This window comes from uncultured Rothia sp., assembly GCF_916715725.1.
Classification (GTDB): domain Bacteria; phylum Actinomycetota; class Actinomycetes; order Actinomycetales; family Micrococcaceae; genus Rothia.
Window position 1 is genome coordinate 140106 of record NZ_CAKAPD010000001.1, and the last position, 21449, is coordinate 161554.

General features: G+C 59.2%; 20 protein-coding genes. 2 read left to right on the top strand and 18 right to left on the bottom strand.

Annotated features, from left to right (window positions below; genetic code table 11):
* Positions 1 to 103: 103 nt before the first annotated feature.
* Both QZ822_RS00515 and QZ822_RS00520 read left to right on the top strand, forming a co-directional pair.
* Positions 104 to 973, top strand: a complete 870-nt coding sequence (locus QZ822_RS00515; RefSeq protein WP_070691614.1) for a DUF3097 domain-containing protein — start codon at positions 104 to 106, stop codon at positions 971 to 973.
* Between the two features lie 261 nt (positions 974 to 1234).
* Complete coding sequence (locus QZ822_RS00520) at positions 1235 to 1654, top strand: DUF4870 domain-containing protein (protein ID WP_294641794.1); 420 nt, start codon at positions 1235 to 1237, stop codon at positions 1652 to 1654.
* A 776-nt stretch (positions 1655 to 2430) separates the two neighbouring features.
* Here QZ822_RS00520 and hemW read toward each other — a convergent pair.
* From hemW to rapZ, 18 genes are all read right to left on the bottom strand, one after another.
* Positions 2431 to 3717 (bottom strand): radical SAM family heme chaperone HemW, encoded by a 1287-nt coding sequence (gene hemW, locus QZ822_RS00525; protein WP_294641796.1) that lies wholly within the window; start codon positions 3715 to 3717, stop codon positions 2431 to 2433.
* Positions 3718 to 3876: 159 nt separating this feature from the next.
* Complete coding sequence (lepA, locus tag QZ822_RS00530) at positions 3877 to 5727, bottom strand: translation elongation factor 4 (RefSeq protein ID WP_070678332.1); 1851 nt, start codon at positions 5725 to 5727, stop codon at positions 3877 to 3879.
* An 87-nt stretch (positions 5728 to 5814) separates the two neighbouring features.
* Complete coding sequence (locus QZ822_RS00535) at positions 5815 to 6837, bottom strand: PAC2 family protein (RefSeq protein WP_294641798.1); 1023 nt, start codon at positions 6835 to 6837, stop codon at positions 5815 to 5817.
* 264 nt (positions 6838 to 7101) lie between these two features.
* The gene (locus QZ822_RS00540) at positions 7102 to 7383 is read right to left on the bottom strand and encodes a hypothetical protein (protein WP_294641800.1); all 282 of its coding nucleotides are present in this window, start codon (positions 7381 to 7383) and stop codon (positions 7102 to 7104) included.
* A 568-nt stretch (positions 7384 to 7951) separates the two neighbouring features.
* Complete coding sequence (locus QZ822_RS00545; protein ID WP_294641802.1) at positions 7952 to 8236, bottom strand: hypothetical protein; 285 nt, start codon at positions 8234 to 8236, stop codon at positions 7952 to 7954.
* A gap of 107 nt (positions 8237 to 8343) precedes the next feature.
* Positions 8344 to 8616: a hypothetical protein gene (locus tag QZ822_RS00550; protein WP_049345449.1), complete on the bottom strand. Its 273-nt coding sequence runs from the start codon at positions 8614 to 8616 to the stop codon at positions 8344 to 8346.
* A 263-nt stretch (positions 8617 to 8879) separates the two neighbouring features.
* Positions 8880 to 9356 carry a hypothetical protein gene (locus tag QZ822_RS00555; protein ID WP_294641806.1) on the bottom strand — a complete coding sequence of 159 codons (477 nt, stop codon included), beginning with the start codon at positions 9354 to 9356 and terminating at the stop codon, positions 8880 to 8882.
* A gap of 697 nt (positions 9357 to 10053) precedes the next feature.
* Positions 10054 to 10389: a hypothetical protein gene (locus tag QZ822_RS00560; RefSeq protein WP_049341900.1), complete on the bottom strand. Its 336-nt coding sequence runs from the start codon at positions 10387 to 10389 to the stop codon at positions 10054 to 10056.
* A 296-nt stretch (positions 10390 to 10685) separates the two neighbouring features.
* Positions 10686 to 11135 (bottom strand): hypothetical protein, encoded by a 450-nt coding sequence (locus QZ822_RS00565; protein WP_294641808.1) that lies wholly within the window; start codon positions 11133 to 11135, stop codon positions 10686 to 10688.
* Positions 11136 to 11486: 351 nt separating this feature from the next.
* Positions 11487 to 11774, bottom strand: coding sequence for a hypothetical protein (locus QZ822_RS00570; protein WP_294641811.1), 288 nt, complete (start codon positions 11772 to 11774; stop codon positions 11487 to 11489).
* A 358-nt stretch (positions 11775 to 12132) separates the two neighbouring features.
* Positions 12133 to 12396 (bottom strand): 30S ribosomal protein S20, encoded by a 264-nt coding sequence (gene rpsT / locus QZ822_RS00575; RefSeq protein WP_049349792.1) that lies wholly within the window; start codon positions 12394 to 12396, stop codon positions 12133 to 12135.
* 261 nt (positions 12397 to 12657) lie between these two features.
* Complete coding sequence (locus QZ822_RS00580) at positions 12658 to 13332, bottom strand: type II toxin-antitoxin system PemK/MazF family toxin (RefSeq protein WP_294641814.1); 675 nt, start codon at positions 13330 to 13332, stop codon at positions 12658 to 12660.
* A gap of 15 nt (positions 13333 to 13347) precedes the next feature.
* Positions 13348 to 14382 (bottom strand): DNA polymerase III subunit delta, encoded by a 1035-nt coding sequence (gene holA / locus QZ822_RS00585; protein WP_005505965.1) that lies wholly within the window; start codon positions 14380 to 14382, stop codon positions 13348 to 13350.
* A gap of 183 nt (positions 14383 to 14565) precedes the next feature.
* On the bottom strand, positions 14566 to 16365 hold the full coding sequence (locus tag QZ822_RS00590; RefSeq protein WP_294641815.1) for a ComEC/Rec2 family competence protein: 1800 nt from the start codon (positions 16363 to 16365) through the stop codon (positions 14566 to 14568).
* Positions 16366 to 16703: 338 nt separating this feature from the next.
* Positions 16704 to 17846, bottom strand: a complete 1143-nt coding sequence (locus tag QZ822_RS00595; RefSeq protein WP_294641817.1) for a ComEA family DNA-binding protein — start codon at positions 17844 to 17846, stop codon at positions 16704 to 16706.
* A gap of 221 nt (positions 17847 to 18067) precedes the next feature.
* A complete protein-coding gene (whiA, locus tag QZ822_RS00600; protein ID WP_005505961.1) occupies positions 18068 to 19033 on the bottom strand; it encodes a DNA-binding protein WhiA in 966 nt (321 codons plus the stop codon).
* A gap of 83 nt (positions 19034 to 19116) precedes the next feature.
* On the bottom strand, positions 19117 to 20169 hold the full coding sequence (yvcK, locus tag QZ822_RS00605) for a uridine diphosphate-N-acetylglucosamine-binding protein YvcK (RefSeq protein ID WP_012903503.1): 1053 nt from the start codon (positions 20167 to 20169) through the stop codon (positions 19117 to 19119).
* Positions 20170 to 20278: 109 nt separating this feature from the next.
* Positions 20279 to 21193 carry an RNase adapter RapZ gene (rapZ, locus tag QZ822_RS00610; RefSeq protein WP_102033761.1) on the bottom strand — a complete coding sequence of 305 codons (915 nt, stop codon included), beginning with the start codon at positions 21191 to 21193 and terminating at the stop codon, positions 20279 to 20281.
* Positions 21194 to 21449 lie beyond the last annotated feature (256 nt).

Sequence of the window (21449 nt, forward strand, 5' to 3'; positions counted from 1 at the left end):
CGGTTCTGTCTCACGGTTCCGTCTGATTGTTCTGTCTCACGGTTCCGGCGCTGTCACCGCCCCTACTGGCTCTGCTGCCCCTACCGCCCCAAAGGAGAATACGTTGAGTACCCACCACTCCCCCTACGGCTGGGGTGCCCAGGATCTAAACGCCGCCCGCATGAGCCGCCAGGCGCCGCCTCCGCGTAAGGTGCCGCTGCGCCGCGGCCTGCTGATTGAGGATATTAACGGCTGGGTGGGTGAGGTCGTGAAGGCTGAACGCATCGGCGGTGCCCTGTTCTTCGGACTCGAGGACGCGAAGGGTCGCGTGAAGAATTTTCCGCTGGGTCCGGGCTACATGATTGAGGGTGAGCCCGTTGAGATTGTCGCCCCGGTAGCGGCGAAGGAGCCGAAGCGCACGATTTCTCGTTCCGGTTCTATTGCGGTGAAGAACGCCCCGGCTCGGGTGGCGCGCGCCTCCCGCATCTGGGTTGAGGGTCTGCACGACGCCGAGCTCGTGGAGAAGGTCTGGGGCCACGATCTGCGCGTTGAGGGCATTGTTGTGGAGCCGCTGCACGGCGTGGATGATCTCGCCGGTGCTATTCGTGAGTTCGCGCCGGGCCCGGGCCGCCGCCTGGGTATTCTGGTCGACCACCTGATTGAGGGCACGAAGGAGCAGCGCATTGTTGCGGAGGCGTTGGCTGTGCCGGGTGCCGCCGGGCACGTGAAGATCGTGGGTCACCCGTTCATCGATATTTGGCAGGCGGTCAAGCCCTCGGTGCTGGGTTTGAAGGCGTGGCCGCAGGTTCCGCGCGGTGAGGATTTCAAGAAGGGCACGCTGCGTCGTCTGGGTCAGCCGCACGAAACGCAGGCGGATGTGGCGCAGGCGTGGAAGCACATCCTCTCCCGCGTTGACTCCTACGCTGACCTGGATCCGACGCTGCTCGGTCCGGTCGAATCGCTCATCGATTTTCTCACCGAGCCGGGCGCCTAACCGCACCCGAAACCCGCTATTGCGCCCCCGTCTGCGGGCGCAGGTGTGAATTTGCTCAGAACCCTTCCCTCGAGGGCATTATCCTGTGGGTTTTGTCCCCTAAAGCGGTACAATGGTTGAGCATGTGGCATTGCCCCCGCGGGCTGTGCCGCGACATCACTACACTCTAGGTCACCACCGCTCAAACGAAGCACCTCGTCAGGGGTGAATCCACCGGCTTCGGTGACCGCCACAAGAAACTTCTATCGAACTAGGATTTTCGTGACTAACGATGTTCGCCCGGCAACCGGGCCTCAGAAAACCCGTAAGATTAGCGTGATTCAGGACCGCAACCGCGCGACTTTCGCGCATTTCGGCGGTATTCTCGGTATCATCCCCTCCGCTGCGGTTTTCTACGTCAGCCGCAATAACGCGCCCTTCGCTGAGCAGGAGGCTCGCGAGGCAATGAACTTCACCCTGCTGCCCTCCATCGCTCTGGTGGTGCTGTGGGTTGTGTCGTTCCTGCCCGGCATGGGCAACATTGCCATGGTTCTGGGTGCGCTCGTGTGGCTGTTCATGGCTATTGCGTCGCTGCGTGCCGGTATTGAGGTGAACCGCGGTGAGCCGTACAGCTACCGCATTAACCCGCGCCTGCTGGACCGCTTCTACTCCACCGAGAACGCAGAATCCGCAGAGTCCTAAGAACTGCCGGTTCTAAACCGCGCTGTCTCAGAACCGCGCTGATAGCTTTTACGTTTGAACGCCCCGCACGTTGTGTGCGGGGCGTTCTACGTTTAAGTACTGCTGTTCTAAAGCCTACTGGCGGAGGCGCTGGCACGTTGGGTTGTGCCTGCTGCTGTATTCGTAGGTTTATGTTGCCGGTTGGGGCTGCAGCTGCCCTGCTGGGGATTTTCTTCCGGGGCTTCTTTGCCTAGTGCGCGTGAATTACCGCAAACTCTACCGAATGGTGCTGTAGATAATCGTTGTTAAACGATCGTGGGCCCCTGTTACCAGGAGCCCACAACCGTATTCACTCAACTTCAGCAAAGACGAGAACACGCTGTTAGACATATACCGTCCTGCCATGACCTATTATGGCACAGCGTAACCTTCAACCACAACTTGAAATTGGGTGTTTTGGAGAATTTTTTCTAAGGAAAGTAATCGAAAAATACGCACTCTAAAAGCGGTATGAAGGAGTGGAAAATTCTTTCGGCTAGTCCAGCACAAATGCGAACAATTAGCACGCCGGTGTAAGGTGTGATGCTCCCCTAAATCCCCTCCAAATAGCCCCGAAAAATTTTTTTAAAAGTTTTTTGAGACCCGCAAAAACGCCCCGAAATCACCGAAATATTACGGCAATACCGGGGCGCACGCCATTCGCAGGCTGCGTCAGAGAAAAGCATCAAGTGGAGCTGCGACAGACCAGAACCGGAACGCCGCCCCGATTGAAAAGCCCCTTGTCAGACCAATGCTTCTTAGTGCTCCTCGTGCTCTTCCGAGACCTCCGGGAGAAGCTCACGGGTGACCGCATCGCCCAGCAGGCGACCCTTGAGGGTTAGTCGCACGTGGGCTTCAGGGTCAGGTTCAGCTTGAGAATTCAAAGCATCAGGCTCAATCAGAGCTTGAGAAACCAGCCAGCGCAGGGAGGCGCCCAGCTGCGCCTCATCGTGCACGGCGAGTAGCTCGCGCATCGCCAAACCCTCACGCACGCGGATCATGAGCATAATCGTCTCAAAAGCACGAGTGGCAGTGTCCAGCACCTCACGTGCCGCCGCCGGGGACTCCCCCGCACGCACCTTCTGCGCATAGGGCACCGGGTGCTTCACGTTCCACCAGCGGGTACCGTTCACGTGCGAGTGCGCGCCGGGGCCGATGCCCCACCAGTCCTGGTTGCGCCAATAGGCGAGGTTGTGGTCGCTGCGGGTGTCCTCGCTGCGCGAGTAGTTGGACACCTCGTACCAGTTGTAGCCGGCTTCGGTGAGCAGCTCCTCGGCGAGCAGGTACATGTCCGCCATGAGGTCTTCGTCTGGCATGGTGTATTCGCCGCGGCGGATCTGCGCGGCAAGCTTGGTGCCGTCCTCCACGATCAGCGAGTACGCGGAAATATGGTCGGGCTCGTAGGAGATTGCGGCGCGAACGCTGCGCTCCCACTGGTGTAGGCTCTCCCCCGGCGAACCGTAGATGAGGTCCACGGACACCTGCAGGCCGACCTCCTTGGCCCAGGCGACGACCTTCGGTACGTTCGACGGCGTGTGGGTGCGGTCGAGTACCTGTAGCACCTCGGGCACGACGGACTGCATGCCGAAGGAGACGCGGGTGAAGCCACCGTCCTTGAGGGTCTGCAGGTCTTCGCGGGTGACGGAGTCGGGGTTCGCTTCGGTGGTGACTTCTGCGCCTTCGACGAGGCCGAATACGTCGATGGCTGCCTGCAGGATGCGTACGAGGTCGCGGGCGGGCAGTTTGGTGGGGGTGCCGCCTCCGAAGAAGACGGTGTGCATGGGGCGTTTTGCGACGCCGGATGCCTCGAGGGTGCGGGCGGCGAAGAGGATTTCTGCGATGGCGTCGTCGGCGTAGGTGCCCAGGCCGATACCGTTGCCGAAGTCTTCGGTGGCGTAGGTGTTGAAGTCGCAGTAGCCGCAGCGTACGGAGCAGAAGGGGATGTGTACGTAGAGGCTGAAGTCGCGGGTTTCGCATCCTGCCGCGCTGGTGGCGGGGATGCGCCCGTCGCGGGGTGCGGGGGCGCCGGTGGGCTGGGCGGGCATTCTGCCTCCTGGAACTAGGTGTACGGGTCGTGAATCAATAATATGGCGGGCGGCATCAACAGACAGCGTGCAGAGAACCCGGCGGTACACGAGGCACCAGCCGGGTTCTCCACACAAACAGGTCGGCACACAGCCGGAAAAGCTACGAAGCTGAGAAGGCTACTTCTTCTTTTCCTTCTCCTCGCCCGAAGACAGTGCCGCAATGAAGGCTTCCTGAGGAACCTCCACACGACCGACCATCTTCATGCGCTTCTTGCCTTCCTTCTGCTTCTCCAGCAGCTTACGCTTACGCGAAATATCGCCACCGTAACACTTGGACAGAACGTCCTTACGCATCGCGCGGATATTCTCGCGGGCAATAATACGCGAACCGATAGCCGCCTGAATCGGCACCTCAAACTGCTGGCGAGGAATCAGCTCACGCAGCTTAGAAGTCATCATCAGGCCGTACGAGTACGCCTTATCGCGGTGAGTAATGGCGCTGAACGCATCCACCTTCTCACCCTGCAGCAGGATGTCGACCTTCACCAGGTCGGCCTCTTCCTCACCGTCGAACTTCCAGTCCAGCGACGCGTAACCGCGGGTACGGGACTTCAACTGATCGAAGAAGTCGAACACGATCTCTGCCAGGGGCAGGCGGTAACGCATCTCCACACGATCCTCGGAGAGGTAATCCATGCCGCCAATCTGGCCGCGGCGAGCCTGGCACAGCTCCATAATCGCGCCAATGTACTCGCTCGGGGCAATAATCGTACACGCCACCATGGGCTCGCGAATCGTCGCGACCTTACCCTCGGGGAATTCGCTCGGGTTGGTCACGCGCTTAGCGTTGCCAGCCTCGTCCACCACGTCGTAAATAACGTTCGGCGCGGTCGAAATCAGGTCCAGGTTGAACTCGCGTTCCAGACGCTCACGCACAATCTCCAGGTGCAGCAGACCCAGGAAGCCACAGCGGAAACCGAAGCCCAGAGCGGCAGAAGTTTCCGGCTCGTAAATCAGTGCGGCATCGTTGAGCTTCAGCTTATCCAGCGCGTCACGCAGCGCCGGGTAGTCCGAACCGTCAATCGGGAACAGGCCGGAGAACACCATCGGCTTGGGGTCCTCGTAACCGCCCAGGGACTCCTCGGCGGGCTTGGCGGCGGAGGTGACGGTATCACCCACACGGGACTGACGGACGTCCTTCACACCGGTAATGAGGTAACCCACCTCGCCCACGCCCAGGCCCTTAGAAGGCACAGGCTCAGGGGAAATCACGCCGATTTCGAGCAGGTCATGCTCAGCGCCGGTGGACATCATCTTAATCTTCTGGCGCGGCTGCAGGCTACCGTCCACAACACGCACGTAGGTGACCACACCGCGGTAGGAGTCGTACACCGAGTCAAAAATCATGGCACGCGCCGGGGCGGATGCGTCACCCTGCGGGGCGGGAATCGCCTCCACAATGCGGTCCAGCAGAGCCTCAACACCCTCGCCGGTCTTACCCGATACGCGCAGAACCTCGTCAGGCTCGCAACCAATCAGGTTCGCCAGCTCCTCAGCGTACTTATCGGGCTGAGCCGCGGGCAGGTCAATCTTGTTCAGCACCGGGATGATGGTCAGGTCATTCTCCATCGCCAGGTACAGGTTCGCCAGAGTCTGAGCCTCAATGCCCTGGGCGGCGTCCACGAGCAGAAGCGCACCCTCACACGCAGCCAGGGAACGGGACACCTCATAGGTGAAGTCCACGTGGCCGGGGGTGTCAATCATGTTCAGCGCGTAGGAGGTGCCGTCAACATCCCAGGGCATGCGCACAGCCTGAGACTTAATGGTGATGCCGCGTTCACGCTCAATGTCCATGCGGTCCAGGTACTGCGCCTTCATATCGCGCGGGGCAACCACGCCGGTGGCCTGCAGCATACGGTCTGCGAGGGTGGACTTACCGTGGTCAATGTGGGCGATAATGCAGAAGTTGCGAATAATCGCGGGGTCGGTCGCCGCCGGAACGGGCGGGTTCTTCGACATGGGTGCCAATCACATCATCCTTTCGAGATGCTGGCTGCGGGTATGGGCATAGTTACCTATCATTTTCCCATACCCGCGCCATATGTGCGAACGGACCTAGCGTTCCGAAGAATCCTCCCCGGAATCCACACCACCATCTGCAGGGTTTTCACCCTCGGAGGCGCCGCTGAGGGAATCCAGGTAGCCCTCAATATCCTCGGCAATCACCTCACCGGAGACAGTGCGCAGAGTCGAATCCATCTTCTGCTCAATCTCACGCACCAGCTCAACCTTCTCGTAGTCCTTCGCCATTTCTTCGGCGAGTTCCGCCTCCCACTCATCAGCGTGGGTGCGCAGGCGGTCGTACTCCTCCGAATCGACCTTGATGCCGAGGATGACTTCCAGCGCCTCGATCAGGCTCACGACCGCACGCGGGTTCTGCTGGTCAAAGCTCAGATACCCCGGGATGCTCATACGCAGCATGACCGAGGAGGACAGGCCGTGCTCAGCGGCGAGCGCAGACATTGCCATCGTCACCGAGGTAGAACCGGTGAAATACTCGTGCAGAATACCGGGGATTGCCGCCAGCTTCTCGTCGTAAGTGGTCAGCGTGTACGGGTACGGGCGGGTGTGCGCCACCTGATCCTCGAAGGTCTCAACGAAGATTGCGTGGTCCACGTGGAGTTTCTTTACGTACTTGAAGAAGCGGGTCATGAACCGCTGCAGGCACAGGCTGGGGGCGGGGCCGGTCACCACGAGCAGGCGCAGTCGGCGCTCCGGGATGGTGACCATGTTGTAGAACATCTTGGGCCACACCAGGACCGTGGATTCGGAGTCGTCGCTGTTCTGCAGCTGCGGGGCGACGGAAGCATAGTCGTAGAAGTCGTCCATGTCGAAGCCGGGGCTCTCATCGCACGGGTCGAACGCGCGGTGAATCACGTCGAGGGCGTCCTCACCGTTGCCCGGGGGTTCCTTCGCGGAGTTGAAACCGACCAGCATGACGGTCGTGTAGTTGTCCTCCTCGGAGGATTCGCCCAGGCGCAGCTTGCCGAGCAGGCCCTTCTTCGCGGGCTGTTCTGTGGAGGCGGGCTTGGCGAAAGCGTCAAAGAGTCGGGCGGGAGGGAAGTTCGGCTGGCTCATCATTGTCCTTAGCTCGTGGTCGGTGGTTGTGTGGTGTGTATCGGCGGTGCTCACTCCCCCGGTGCCGTCTATACGGCACTATTGCTAGGGTGCGGGCGGTGTGCGGTACCGCCGATAGTTCCCACTATACGGGCTTCCACGCGACCCGCAAGCGGTTTCGTCACCGGGCGGGCGGTGCCGCTGCGTACAGTGGAAAACTCAAAAATGGGTACACAAAAGCCCCGCACACGCACACCGTGCACAGGGCCTTGCCACACCTAAAATCTAGCGGTCGAGAAAGTCTATATGTTCCTCGTAGTCGAAGTCTTCAGTAGCCAGTTTCTGAATGGAAGATAAAATGTCTTCCGGGATAATCCCTAAGTTTGCCTTCTCTAAAACATCTTTCGGCATCGACAACCCAGCTTCTACACAATCAGCAGCGGAGCACGACAAAGACATTTCCCACTCCCCCACGGCATCAAAGTGAGTAGCCCACTTATCTTTGCGCGCGATAGGAAGAGAAACCATGTACCCAGAAATGACCTTAGCTTCTTCCCAATCTAGCATATACATTCACGCCCAGACTACCTAAACGGATAAATCGATTCGACCTTCAGTTTATCATCTTCTTTACTTACAGCAACTAAGATTTTTCCTATTCTGGGTATTTCTTTCGTGATTACATACGTCTCGGGAAATCTCCCGGGTTCCCATTCAGATCTAGGAGTTTGAACTATACCTAACAGAAGAATAGCTATATCCCCCGGATCTAACGTGCCAAATGTAGTAGGAGCATTCCCACCTTCACCATGACGAGCCAAAATATGTTGCTACTGCCCAGGTCCCAACAATTTCAAATACTCAGGCCACCCAAAAGAATAATCCCGCAAAACCTCTTTTTCCTCGGGGTAATCAGAATGAAGCCATAGTGGAGCATATTGGACTCCAGCAGAAAGCAATATCCTAATCTGAACTCTTTTCTCGGTACCAGTCTCTACCGGCCCTTCTTCGCGGGCTGTTCTGTGGAGGCGGGCTTGGCGAAAGCGTCAAAGAGTCGGGCGGGCGCCTCCGGAAATCTGGGTATAAAGAAACCCCGTGCACGCACACCATGCACAGGGCTTCTAATTATATAAATCTAACGCTCTAGGAGGTCTAGATGAGCCTCATAGTCGAACTCTTCAGTAGCGTAAGTCCACATGCTCTTCACTAAATCATCGGGCATCCAGCCATGATTAGCTATTCGTGCAACATCATACGGAAAAGTAACCTGATTCTTTACAAAATCACCAATAACGCAGGATAGAGACAACTCCCATTCACCGCCTCGGTCAAAATTTTCTGCAAATGCTCGCGTCTTCTCTTCCAAGTGCCGAGAAAGCATAACAGCAGACAGAATCTTAGCTTTTTGCCAATCCTGCATGTTATTTTCCTTCCTCAATTGGGTAAAAGCTCCGTACAGTGGAAGCTCAAAAATGGGTACACAAAAGCCCCTCACAAGAACACCGCGCACAGGGCTTTCGCAGTATCCTAACGCTCTAACAAATCAAGGTGGGCCTCGTAATCAAAATCCTCAGTAGCAAGTTCCCGAATCCTCGCGTAATCCTTATCATCGAAATACTCAAAATCTAAGTACTTCAAAACAACCTTCGGGAAATGTGCCCCCTGCTTTAAAAAGCAACTGACCGCAGCAATAATAGCTTGGTCCCATTCCTCAGTCCGGGCATATTCTCCCACCCATTTACGACTAATATCAGGCATCGGCATAGTTAGAAGATACTTTGCGATGATTTCTTCTTCCATGCTTTACCCCTTTTACCAGGTTTTTATAGGGAAAATTGACAACACATCTATTTTACCTAGATATTCTGGATCCTTTGCAAGCTTTGCGGCAACTCTTACAAGGCCTATCTTTGGAACGTCTACAACTGCAATATATTGGTGTCGGTTATCCGGGCTCTTCATAAACTCAGTATTTTTCACAGTATATAAAAGGACATCTGCAATCTCATCAGGAGAAAGACCCCTAAACCATGTACGTCCCGACCCATTCTCACCGTAGCGCTTCAACAAAGGTATGGGTGGTTCGGCGCCATGCCTCGGCTCTTCGGTGCCGCTGCGAGGACCGCCTCAGTCTTCTCATTTGCGGCATCACTGATGAGCTCCTGCAAGGTCGCGAGGTTCGCCTCGATTTCCTCGCTGGTCGCACCCGGTACAAAGGGTGCGAAGTCCTGGGATAGGCCAACAGTGGCGAGTGCCTTGACGCGCGCCAGCTCAGCCTGCAGGGACGCAATCTGTGCGGTAGCATCATCCTGCGGCTCAGAGGTTTCAGCCTCAGCTTCAGGTTCCTGCGTGGGCTCTTCAGCAACAGTAGGCTCAGGAACCTCTGCCTGCTTCGCCTTCACAGCCGCCAGCTCAGCCTTCAAATTCTGAACCAGCTTCCACGCACGCTCAGGATCAAAGGTCTCACCGTCACGCTCCCACGGGGGCGTAGTTTCAGTAGTCTCTTCAACCTTTGCTTCGGTGACAGGTGCTTCGCTCATTTTTGTTCCTTTCGGGTATAGCAAAAGGCACCCTGCCGCTTAGCAGGATGCCTTTCGCAAAAGTTATGAGGAGCTAACCGGTGGTGCCTCCGGTGTCTTCTAGACCGAAGCACAAAGCCGCGGCCGCCCAAGCGTTATTGCCACACCAATAGGTGAGGCTCAGGGTTTCAGAGGGGTCGTTTAACTCCTTAACCCCAAGTGTACATGAAAATCTATCTTCCTATTTCGTCAGTTGTCTTTGTATTACTGACTTGCTACTACTCCAATGGGTCGCAGGCTGCGGGCTCCACCTCCCAATCATCAGCATGAGCAGCAAATAGTCACAATTTACTCACTATTTTGAAAAAGGTTTTGCTAGATGTTGCCTCTTCTCTTTACGACAAGAACGGCGCTTCACTCAGCTTTAGGTTCCTTCTGGGCATAGCAAAAGGCACCCCGCGCTTAGCAGGATGCCTTTCACAAAAGTTATGAGGAGTTAGCCAGTGACGCCCCCGAACGGTCCTCTAGACCGAAGCATAAAGCCGCGGCCGCCCAAGCATTATTGCCACACCAAGAGGTGAGGCTCAGGGTTTCAGAGGGGTCGTTTAGCTCCTTGAGCCCAAGTATACACGAAAAAGAGACCCCCTGCATTCCCCTTAGAGGAGGGGGAATGCAGGGGGTCTCTCAACCAGAGAGGTACTCACGTACCCCGCAAGTTTTAGAAAGGCAGAAGCGCCAAATCGTATGGAGTGCCAGCATAAACATCCGGCAACTCACCATTAGCTACCTTCTCACGATACAAAAGGGTTACTTCGCTATCGTCGAATGGGAATTCCTTAGCTTCATACCTACGCTTAATCTCTGCTAAACCCCACTCATATTCGGCACCGGGGCGCGCAGCCGGAGCATTAAAAGAACGCCCCATCAACTCAGCACGCATCCACCCCTCCGGAGTATTTACGTCAAACGTGGGCTTCGTAAAATCGAACGGAGCACGCCAATACTCAGGGTCTTCACGATAATCGTAAGCTTCTTCTGCGATCTCGCTACTCATGGGGAACCTCCTGATAATATGCAAAAATGTGTACCCACACCGGCGCTATGTGAGACGCCGCTTAGAACGCTAAAGATAGGCGCGGGCGGTGTGCGGTACCACCGATAGTTCCCACTATACGGGCTCCCCCGCGACCCGCAAGCGGTTTCGTCACCGGGCGGGTGGTGCCGCTGCGTACAGTGGAAAACTCAAAAATGGGTACACAAAAGCCCCGTGCACGCGCACCGTGCACAGGGCTTCTAATTATATAAATCTAACGCTCTAGGAGGTCTGGATGAGCCTCATAGTCGAACTCTTCAGTAGCGTATGTTTTTTGTGGCATAGCAAAAGGGGGGTGCCCCCCTGTGAGGGTTGGCTAGTTGTCGTTGCTGGGGTGAGTTCGGGGGGAAGGGAATAGGGCCTTCTACGGGCTTGATGCCGCGGCGGGCGTACTCGGCAGCGATTTCAGGACGCTTATTCAGCTTCCGCACCGCCGCTACCAGCCGCTTCTCATGACCGTCATTACTCAACCAATTAATGTACGGGTAGCTTAGCAAGAAATCTACGTACAGCTCAGGATCCATAGGGTAACCATTATCCGAAGACACCATAAGGTTCTCTTCCGCTTGCATCCGCTCATAACCGGAGAAGCCGACACCGTAATGCCCGCCTTCTTCCGTATCGGTCAAAGCCCAGTTAAAAGTAGTAGCAGAGTCTTCAGCATAATACGCCTGCCGGGGACTAACGTCGATATCTTTAACCCACATGCTTCCACTCATTTTCCTGTAGGAGCCTTCTAATATCCGAGGAGATATTTAAAGGCGCAAGTACTTCTACCCCAGCATCACCCAAATTAGCTCGACAATCAACCCCCTTCATCGGAAAAGCAGCATGAAGTATAGTGCGACTACCGATAATCTCAAGACGGGCATGTAAAAGAAGATCGTCTATAACCCCTAACAGCTTAACCCCAGCCGTCCCACTCCCGTAGGACTTAACAGAGACCATGTCAGGAGAATCTAGCAGCTTTTGCACAGCTTCTCGTGCCCGTTGCTTCGTCCACCCCGGAGGGAACTTCACATTATTCCGATGAGTACTCTCAGGACGATGCCCACCATCTAGCCCGTTCGGCTCGCCTTCCAGATATGCCGCATATCCTCATCAGTCAGCCGATACTCGGGCACCTTCACAGAAGCACGCGGAACAGTCTCAACACCGGGTGGCGGCCATTGCCACTCCTGCACCTCGGGCAGCCCCTTACGCCGGGAACGCCGCGAAGAGCCCATCTTCTTCGGATACTGACCATCCACAGAAGCGAACCCCCTTTCTGCCATAAACCCGTTATGTTCCTTGAACGCCTGCGCCTCGAAGCCACACCGCTGGGATGACTCCAGCTCATCAGTCACAGCTTCCAGATGCTGTTCATCCGCACCATCTGTCACGGTGAAGGCGGCGGCTTCGTCCCGCTTATTCTAGATCAGCACGGGCGAGCCGGCGGCGGCACGCTCGGTCACGCCTCGGAGACGCAAACACTATCGGCGTATGTGGCGCGTGACCGGCAGGCGGCGTTTGCAGAAGCGTTGGAGGGGCTGGCGGGCTAGATTTGGTCCCCATTTACTCCCCACTTTGAAACCAGTAAACCCCAAAAATGAACCAGTATTTAACCTGGCATAAAAAAGAAGAACCCCCGCATTTCCCCTAGTCAGCTAGAGGAAATGCGGGGGTTCATATAGTTTGCACACCTGTTAGGTGTGCGCTCTCACATTAGAAAGCCTTGTTTACCAGCGCAGCAAGACCGGACTTCTTGTTTGCAGCGGTCTTCTTGTGCAGAACACCCTTGGAAACAGCCTTGTCCAGCTTACGGTTCACAAAACGCAGAGCCTCAACAGCAGCTTCCTTGTTCTGTGCCTCAACAGCAGCCTTGACCTTGCGGGTCGCGGTCTTCAGCTCGGACTTTACAATGTTGTTGCGCAGGCGAGCCTTCTCGTTGGTGAGGATACGCTTCTTCTGAGACTTAATGTTAGCCACAATTAAACTTTCTGTTTTGTCTTATTGGTCGGTGAGGGCGACGCTGGCCGATCATCGACTGAGCGGCGTGGGGATGCCTATGGCAACCGGCCAGCAGTGCCCGATGACCATCGGACACTCAACCACACATAATACCAGATGAACAGCCTCCACGACAGACCCTCGCGGAGAGAAAAATACTGTGAAAACCGCTACACGCAGCCTCCACATCCGGCGCAGATAATCGGCACCGGTCGCCGGTGAAACTACCGGCACAGGACGTTAGCCGTTATGGCGAGTCCACGCACGCTCAATCAGGCGGAACGTATCCTCCGGCATAATCGCACCCTCACGGCGCATCGAATCCGGGCGAACACGAATCACACGGTTCAGTTTCACCTCAGAAGCGCGGCCCTGCGGATCCCACGGACCCGAACCAATATCAAGGTAGTTCGAATCAGCGTGCTCACGGTTATTGTGATCCTTGCTGGTCATCATCAGCGCCAGCAGGTACTCACCGTCACGACCCACCAGAATCACCGGGCGGTCCTTACCCTGCGAGTGGTCCTCCTCGAAGGGAACCCACGTCCACACGATTTCACCCGGGTCAGCGTCGCCGTCCAGGGAGGGCGAGTACTCAAAGTTGATCATGTCGCGGTAATCGCCCGGGTAATCCGAACCGTCGGATGCGCCGGTCGAAGCCGGTGCGGAAGGCTTAGGTGCCGAGGACTTTACCGAGGAAGACTTCGGGGCGCTCGGCTTAGGCGCCGAAGAGCCGGAGGTACGAGCCTCACCCTGACGAGATTCACGCTGACGAGATTCATCCTTGCGGGACTCACTCTTCTGGGAGGACTCGGAGCCGCCCTTAGACGCAGTAGCGTCGTTGAGGGCATCCTCTGCCGCCTTCTGCAGGAAGGGCAGCAGGGCAAAGAAAATTTTCTTCAGAATTTCGAGCATGGGCTCTATTATGCACTACAGGCGCGGAGGTAGAGCAATCGCCAAAACAGCCTGCTCCACCGCATACACCGCGTCCTGCGACTCGCCCTTCAGCTGCGCGTCCGCATCAGCCAGAAGCTGCACAATATGCGCCAACTGGGCGCCGGTAAAACGGCGGCCGTCACGCTGAGCCTGCTCAACCTGCCACGGTGACATACCCACCTCACGCGCCAGCTCGTTAGCGCTCATACGCACGTGGTGCACGCGCGCAATATTGCGGATGCGCATGGCGAGCGCACCCAGCATCGGAATCGGCTCCGTACCGGTGGCAAGGGAGTGGCGGAGCAGACGCAGAGCCTCCGGGGCGTTACCGGAAATCGCGGCGTCACTCACACGGAACGCGGTGACCTCGGTGCGGCCGCCGTAGTAGCGGTTCACCGCCTCTTCGGTGATGTCGCCGGGTACGTCTGAGAGCAGCTGCTGGCATGCGGCGGCAAGCTCCGCAGTGTCAGAGGCGGCGGCAGTCAGCAGGGCCAGGGCCCCGCCGGTAATCGGGCGCTGAGCTGCGGCAAACTCCCCCGCCAAGAACTCGCTCTTCTCCCGGTCGGTTTTGAGCGCCTTGCAGTTGATGAGCACGAACTGGGAGCGGACCAGGTCGATGAGCTTCTTGCCGCGGTTACCGCCCGAGTGGTTCAGAATGAGCATGATGTCCGGCTCGGGGGCGTTCAGGTATGCGAGCGTATCGGTCAAAAACTCGTCGCTCATGGAGGCGACGTTCTCAACCTCAATGATCTTCGCCGAACCGAACAGGGAGGGCGAAGCGTGCAGGATCAGCTCCCCCGCCGTGTAGGTGGCGGCGTTAATCTGAACGCGGTCCACCTCCGGGTGGATGCTGCGGAACAGCTCACGCAGGCGTGCCGCAGCGCGGGAGGCGAAGTACTCCTCCGGGCCGTAGAGCATGACGGCGGGTGCCGGGGTGACGGTACGCCACGCGGTGTCGAGGGCGGGGCCGCCTCGGCGGGCGTAGCCTCGGGAACCACCACGCTGGGTTGAACGCTTACGCTCGGACACGCTTATCACTCGCCTTTATCTGCAGGGTACGGGCTGAACTCGGCCCCGCTGCACACGGGGGTGCTGCGCGGGTAGAGTCTCGAGTATCCATCATAGCGTTTTCTTCTCAGATGCCTCCTAGCGGTGGTTAGGGGTAGTCGGTCAGAGGTTGATGCCCACGGTTAGATGCCCGCAGTTAGTCGGTTAGGAACGGGCGGGCTGATGGGAGGGCGCGGTGCGCGGTACCACCCGCAAATACTGCCGGTGCGTGACCGCACGGTAGCGGCGCGCATCCACCCACCAGAGGGCAACGCTCAACGCCAGCACGCAGAGGGCGCTACACACCACCGCCGGGACGCTCGAACCGGGCTCCCACGGGTTACCCGGCGCGTGCGCGGCAGTGTGTGCCGCCCACTCGATGCCCTGCCCGGCAAGGCCACCGGCACGCAGACACAAATCCGCCGCAGTGGGCAGACCCAGGAGCATGAATCCGAGCGCCGCCAGCCCGGCGAGCATACTCAGCGGCGCCAAAGGAGCGGCAACCAGGTTCGCCGGAACCGAGTAGAGCGGCACCTTACCGCTCATCGCCAAAATCAGCGGAGTGCACCACAGGGACGCCACGATGGGTGCGGCGAGCATTTCCGCGCAGAACACCGGCATGACGCGCATGAGCAGACGAATCAGCGGCGGGCCCAGCAGAATCAGCGCGGAGGTTGCCGTTACCGACAGGGCGAACCCCATATCCACGGCGAGGTGCGGGGCGGCAAGCAGACATATCAGCACCGTTGTTTGCAGCGCCGCCAAAGACTGGCGACCCGAACCGCGTAGCATCGCGTAAGCACCGAGCAGACCCATGGCGAGGGAACGAATTACGGAACCCTCAGAGTCCAGCAGCATGGCGTAGGCGAGCACCGCCGCGACCCCGCACAGCACCATGACGCGGTGCGGAATGGCGAGGGTGCTCAGCCGGTGCACGAGAGGCGGCAGAGCGTGGGCATTTGGCGGGGTAGATTGCTGACGCTGGGCAAGTTGATGGGGTCGGGCGGGGCGGCGAGAACGACCCGTGCCTCTCCCCCGCAACCGCTGCATCCAGGAACGGAACAGCAGGTATGCGCTAGCGAAACGGTACGGACGAATCGCCAGCACCAGCCGGTACGCACCCAAAAACACAATGGCAATATTCGCCCCGGACACCGCTGTAATATGGCTGAGCCCGCTGAGCTTATACTCCTCCCGCGCGGTGGAACTCATCAGCGAATCATCCCCGTAGGCGGTGCCCAAAACCAGTGCCGCCGACTCCGTGCCGAGGGTGTCCAGGGCGCGGATGCGCAACTGCTCCTTGAGCGTGGACAGGTACGGCTCCTCCGCAGGTCGGGTGGCAGTGTTCGACCCGGTACCGTAGGCGGGCGCGGGAAAAATAGTTGCGCCGCTCAGCTTCGCCGTGGAACCATTGAACTCCACCGTGCCGAGGGCGGTCACCCTCATGCCCGGATAAATCGCCTGCGAGCGCGCGGTACCGCTCCCCTGGTGCTTAGCCGCCGAGTTCGCCTCCGAACGTGCCTCCAGCCGCTGCGCGGTACTCTTTGCCGAACCGTCACGCCGATACACGCGCACCCGCTCATTCACCAGCGCACGCACGCTCCGCCCCTGAATTTCCTCCAGCTTAATAACCACCAGAGTAGTACGCGGATCCACGCGGCGAACCTGCTCCACCGTGCCATTCAGACGAAGCGAAGCACCCTGCGCCTGCTGCAGTGTGGCGCGGGATGCATCCACCCCCGTAGCGCACAAAAGCACCGCCTGAACCGTGACAATACACGCCAGAAAAACCAGCTGACCGGTCGTGCGAAAGAGCAGACTGTAGGGCATCACCACACGCGGCGGAAAGAACAGCAGAATCGCCAGGCACCCCAGCAGAGCAATGAGCACACACGCCAGCGGATGCACCACCCGCCACGTGCCCACGGTCAGCGCCGCCGCGGTAAACGCCCACAGCGCCAGCACCGTGAAACTCAGGCGAAGGTCCAGGTGAATGAGGCTTCCCTGGGCGCGTAGCTCCTGCTCGTCACGGCGGGTACGCCACCGTTCAGCGCCGATGCTCCAGCGGTAGCGGGCACGGTCATACGCCGTAGCCGCGGACCGGGTGAGGCGCGAGGAGCTGGGAAAGAGCTCCCGCTCCCCTGTCTGCCCCGTGCGTTTGCGCGGTGTGCTGAGTTTTTGCAGTGCGCTGAGTTTTTGAGGTGTACGAAGTTTTTGCAGTGCGGCGGGTTTTCGCGAAGATACCCGCTTGCCCCGCGAGGGGCGCCCCTGCGGCGCAGACTCCCGGCGGTTCCACGCAAGCATTAGACCGTCACCAGCGGACGCAGATTCTCCAGCATCGACGGGCCGATGCCGGGCACCGCATCCAGCTCATCCACGCTGCGGAAGCCGCCGTGCGCCTCACGCCAAGCAATAATGCGCTGAGCCATCGCAGGACCAATACGCGGCAGGCTCTGTAGCTCCTCAGCGGTGGCGGTGTTAATGTTCACCGGGGTTGAGCCCTTCTGCGCGTTCCCCGAAGAAGTCAACGTGCGCGCAGGCTGAGGGGCATTATTCTGAGCTGCGCCGTTCTGGGAGGCGCCATTCGCCGCGGTACCCTGACCCGCATTCGCCGTGCCGCCATTGGGCAGAATCTGCGCCGGAGCAGCCGTCTCACCACGATGCGGCACATAAATCTGCACCCCGTCACTGAGCGCACCGGCAAGATTCACGCGGTCCAGGTCAGCATCCGCGGCGGCACCGGAGGCGGCGGCAATCGCATCCACGGCACGACCCTGCGCGGGCAGCGTGTACACGCCGGGATTGTTCACGGCACCCGCCACGTGCACCCGCACTGTAGCCTCACCGGAGGCGCCACCCTGCGCGGATTCACTCGGCTGAGCAGTGGCCTGAGCAGCGGACTGAGTGGCGGGGCTCTGCTGGGCACCCACCGCCTGCACTGACTCGGCGGAAGCACTCGGGGAGGCGACCTGCTCTGCACGCGGCGCCGCCGAAAACTGGGTCACACCCCACACCACGGCAACCAACGCCAACACCGCCACCAGAAGCAGCACGCGCGGCGACAAGCCCCAACGGGTACTGCGGGTGGTGCCGGGCTGATCGGCTTGCTCCCACTCCGCCCAATCGTCCACCTCGTTCCAATCGGGTTGCTGATCCCAGTCAGCCCAACCATTCGACTCCGGCTGGGATGCCGCGGGCTCGGCAGGTGTTTCTTCGGCAGGCACCTCCGCTGGCGTTACCTCAGTTGAGATTGCCAGCGGCACCGTGTCCTCGGCATCCGGCGCACCGTTCTTGCGGGCGCGGGGGCTGCGGTAGAGGCTGTTCATCAGGGAGCGGGCGCTACGCTGCGCGCCGCCCTGCTGAGGTGTGCCGCCCTGCTGGGCTGCACTATCCTGCACAGGGCTCTGTACAGCGTTCTGGTCGGGGTTGGGGGTCATGCTCGTCATACCCCTACCCTAGGCTCACGCGCGCGAACGCACGAGGGCACGCAAAGAACCTGTGGATAACTCCCCTCGCACAACGCGAAAGGGGCCATCCACAGGCTCATTTTTGAAAAATATGCGGTTTTTGTTCAAAAACGGAGGGGTTTGGTTTGTCATAAAACCGTCACAAACACCCCAGCCACACGAGCTACCCGCACCGTTTAAGAGCAGAATCTAGCCTTCGCTTAGTCCTCGCGCGGCAGCTCAGTACCCGGAACACCCAGCTCCGAAGCACGCTTATCAGCCATCACCAGCAGGCGACGAATACGGCCCGCAATCGCGTCCTTCGTCATCGGCGGATCAGCCAGACGACCCAGCTCATCCAACGACGCATGCTTATGCAGCACACGCAGCTCACCGGCATAGCGCAGATGATCCGGCGCCTCATGACCCAGAATCTGCAGGGCACGCTCCACGCGGGCGCTCGCCGCAACAGCCGCCTGAGCGCTACGGCGCAGGTTCGCATCATCAAAATTCGCCAGACGGTTCGCAGTCGCACGAACCTCCTTGCGGGTGCGAGCCTCACGCCACGTGGTCAGAGTGCCGGTCGCGCCCATACGCTCCAGCAGCTGCGAAATCGTCTCGCCGTCACGCACCACCACACGGTCCGTGCCGCGCACCTCGCGTGCCTTCGCAATAATGTCCAGGCGACGAGCCGCACCCACCAGCGCAAGCGCCGCCTCCGGACCGGGGCAGGTAATCTCCAGGGAGGAGGAACGACCCGGCTCAGTCAGCGAACCGTGCGCCAAGAACGCACCGCGCATGACCGCCTCGGCGTCCTGCAGAGAGCCGTTCACCACGGCCGGCGGCAGGCCACGCACCGGGCGTCCACGCAGATCCAGCAGACCGGTCTGGCGAGCCAGCGCCTCACCGCCGTGATCCACACGCACAATGTAGCGGCCGCCTCGACGCAGACCACCACCGCTGACGCTGGTCAGCTCAGAGTCGTGGCCGTAAATCTCCGCGATGGTGCGGCGCATACGGTGGGCGGTTGCCTCGTGGTCGACCTCAGACTCCACCACGATTCGCCCCGAGACAATGTGCAGGCCTCCGGTAAAACGCAGAATCGTAGAGATTTCTGCCTTACGAGCAGAGACTTTCGTTGCCTCGTAGTTGGCGAGTTCGTCCTTAACGAGCGTGGTTAATGCCATGAACAGGTCCTTCTGGGCGTAGTGTCTAAGAGTCTATAACTTCGGGAAATGGGCGCGCCAAAATAGCAGCCTCAGCGGTGATTCTAAGAGCTCAGCTCAAACGCTTCGTTATACGCAGCCGCAAGCTTCAGCGGGTCGTGCACATTCGGCTGGGAGCTCGAACGCAGATGCGCCCACACAACCTTCGCACCCATCGCGGAAGCCTCACGCTCCAGCTCGGAACGGTGATCAGCCTGCATGTCAGCGTCAGCAATTACGGCGTCCAGGTGCAGCTTCGGGGCGTACTGGCGCAACAGGTCCAGGTGAGTCGCCGGGGTGAAGCCGACCGTCTCCTTATCGTCGGAGAGGTTCATGACCACGCAGCGGCGCGCCTCCGTGCGAATAATCGCCTCACGCTGAGCATCCAACAGCAGATGCGGCAGAACCGACGTACGCCAAGAACCCGGACCCAAAACAATCCAGTCCGATTCTTCAATAGCGGAGAGCGCCTCCGGGCAGGGGCGAGCATTCTCAGGGGTCAGACCAATATCGTGAACGCGTTCCTCCTTCGAGAGGTTCACCTGGCCGACCACCTTCACACGCTCAATACCGCCGCCATTATGTTCACGCAGCACGGTGCCGTAAATGACCATCGGATCCAGCGCCATCGGCAGCACGCGGCCGCGCGCATTCAGCAGGGCACCCGCCCAGTCCAGACCGGCAACCGGGTCATCCAGCAGCTGCCAGAGAGTCGCAATCAGCAGGTTACCGAGAGCATGGTAATCCAGCGGGAACTCACCCTCGTACCCCTCGGGCGCGCTAAAACGATGCTGCATCACATCACGCCACGTGCGACCCCAATCGGTGTCATCACACAGCGCAGAAAGCGCCATACGCAAATCTCCCGGAGGGAGAATACCCATCTCCTCACGCAAACGACCCGACGAGCCGCCATCGTCAGCAACCGTCACAACAGCCGTCAAATCAGGCGTGACGTGGCGAAGCGCAGACAGGGAACCGTACAGCCCGTGGCCGCCGCCCATCGCCGTGACCTTCGGCGAACGGTGCGTGGTCTTCAACAGGCGCAACGCCTGAGTCGGCAGAGCCGGCAGGCGCGGAATACCCTGAGTGTCATAACTGGTCGAATGGGTGGACATAGTAATACCTCACATACCCGGAAGGAATGGTATGCCGGCCCCACGGTGTGCGGGGCCGGACGGCGGCTAATGAAACACGACGCGGTGGTTGGGACGCGCCGGGCGGAACTTACTCGCGGCCTTTGTCACGGTGCTGAACATTCACGTTCAGCTCACCGAAAGCAGAGAGACGACGAGCCAGTTCTTCCGTCACAGCCACGGAACGGTGCTTACCACCGGTGCAGCCAATTGCGATGGTGGCGTAGTACTTGCCCTCACGGCGGTAGCCCTCAAGCACGGGGCGAAGAGCCGCAAGGTAGTTGCTGATGAACTCCTCGGTACCGGGGTGCTCCAGCACGTAGTCGCGCACCGGGGCGTCCTGACCGGTCAGGGGGCGCAGCTCCGGAACCCAGTGCGGGTTCGGGATGAAACGCATATCAGCCATGTAGTTAGCGTCCGACGGCGCACCGTACTTGAAGCCGAAGCTCATCACGGTCAGGTTCAGCTTCTTATCCGCACCCTCAGCAAACATTTCACGCACGGTACGAGCCAGCTCGTGAACGTTCATGCCGGTGGTGTCAATGGTGCGGTCAGAAGCGAGGCGCAGACCTTCGAAGAGAGTGCGTTCAGCGCGGATACCATCGAGGACGCGGCCCTCACCCTGCAGCGGGTGCGGGCGGCGCTGAGCCTCGTAGCGGGCAATAATGGTCTCGTCCTTGGCGTCAAGAAAGAGCATGGAGAAGTCAATATCGGACTTGCGCAGAGTCTCAATCGCAGCGGGAAGATCGGAGAACAGTGCGCGGGCGCGAACGTCAATGCCGAGCGCCACCTTCGGCACTCGCGCACCGTCACGGGTCACCAGCTCAGCCAGGGAACCGAGCATCTGCGGCGGGATGTTATCGATAACGTACCAGCCCTCATCCTCCAGTACGTTTGCGACAGTGCTGCGGCCTGCACCAGAAATACCGGTGATCACCAGAATCTGAGGACGCTCCTCACTCTGGGCGGACTGTACCGTGGCGGGCTTGCTCTGATTCTCGGGCATGGTGCTTCTTCCCCTTCAACGCGAAATACTCTCTATGCCATGATACAAGACCTTTATCTGACGGTTCGGGGGTACGGTCAGAAATTTCACCAGTATGACAGAAATATGAGACGCTCCCCCGGCGAACCCCGGAAGGAACCCCAGAAGAAAGAAACCCGCATCACAAGTGCTTGCACATAATGCTCTCCGAGGGGTCTACAGAAGGAGGCGGACGGCAGAGTCTGCAGGGTACAGCAAAGCCCGCACGATACCTCCC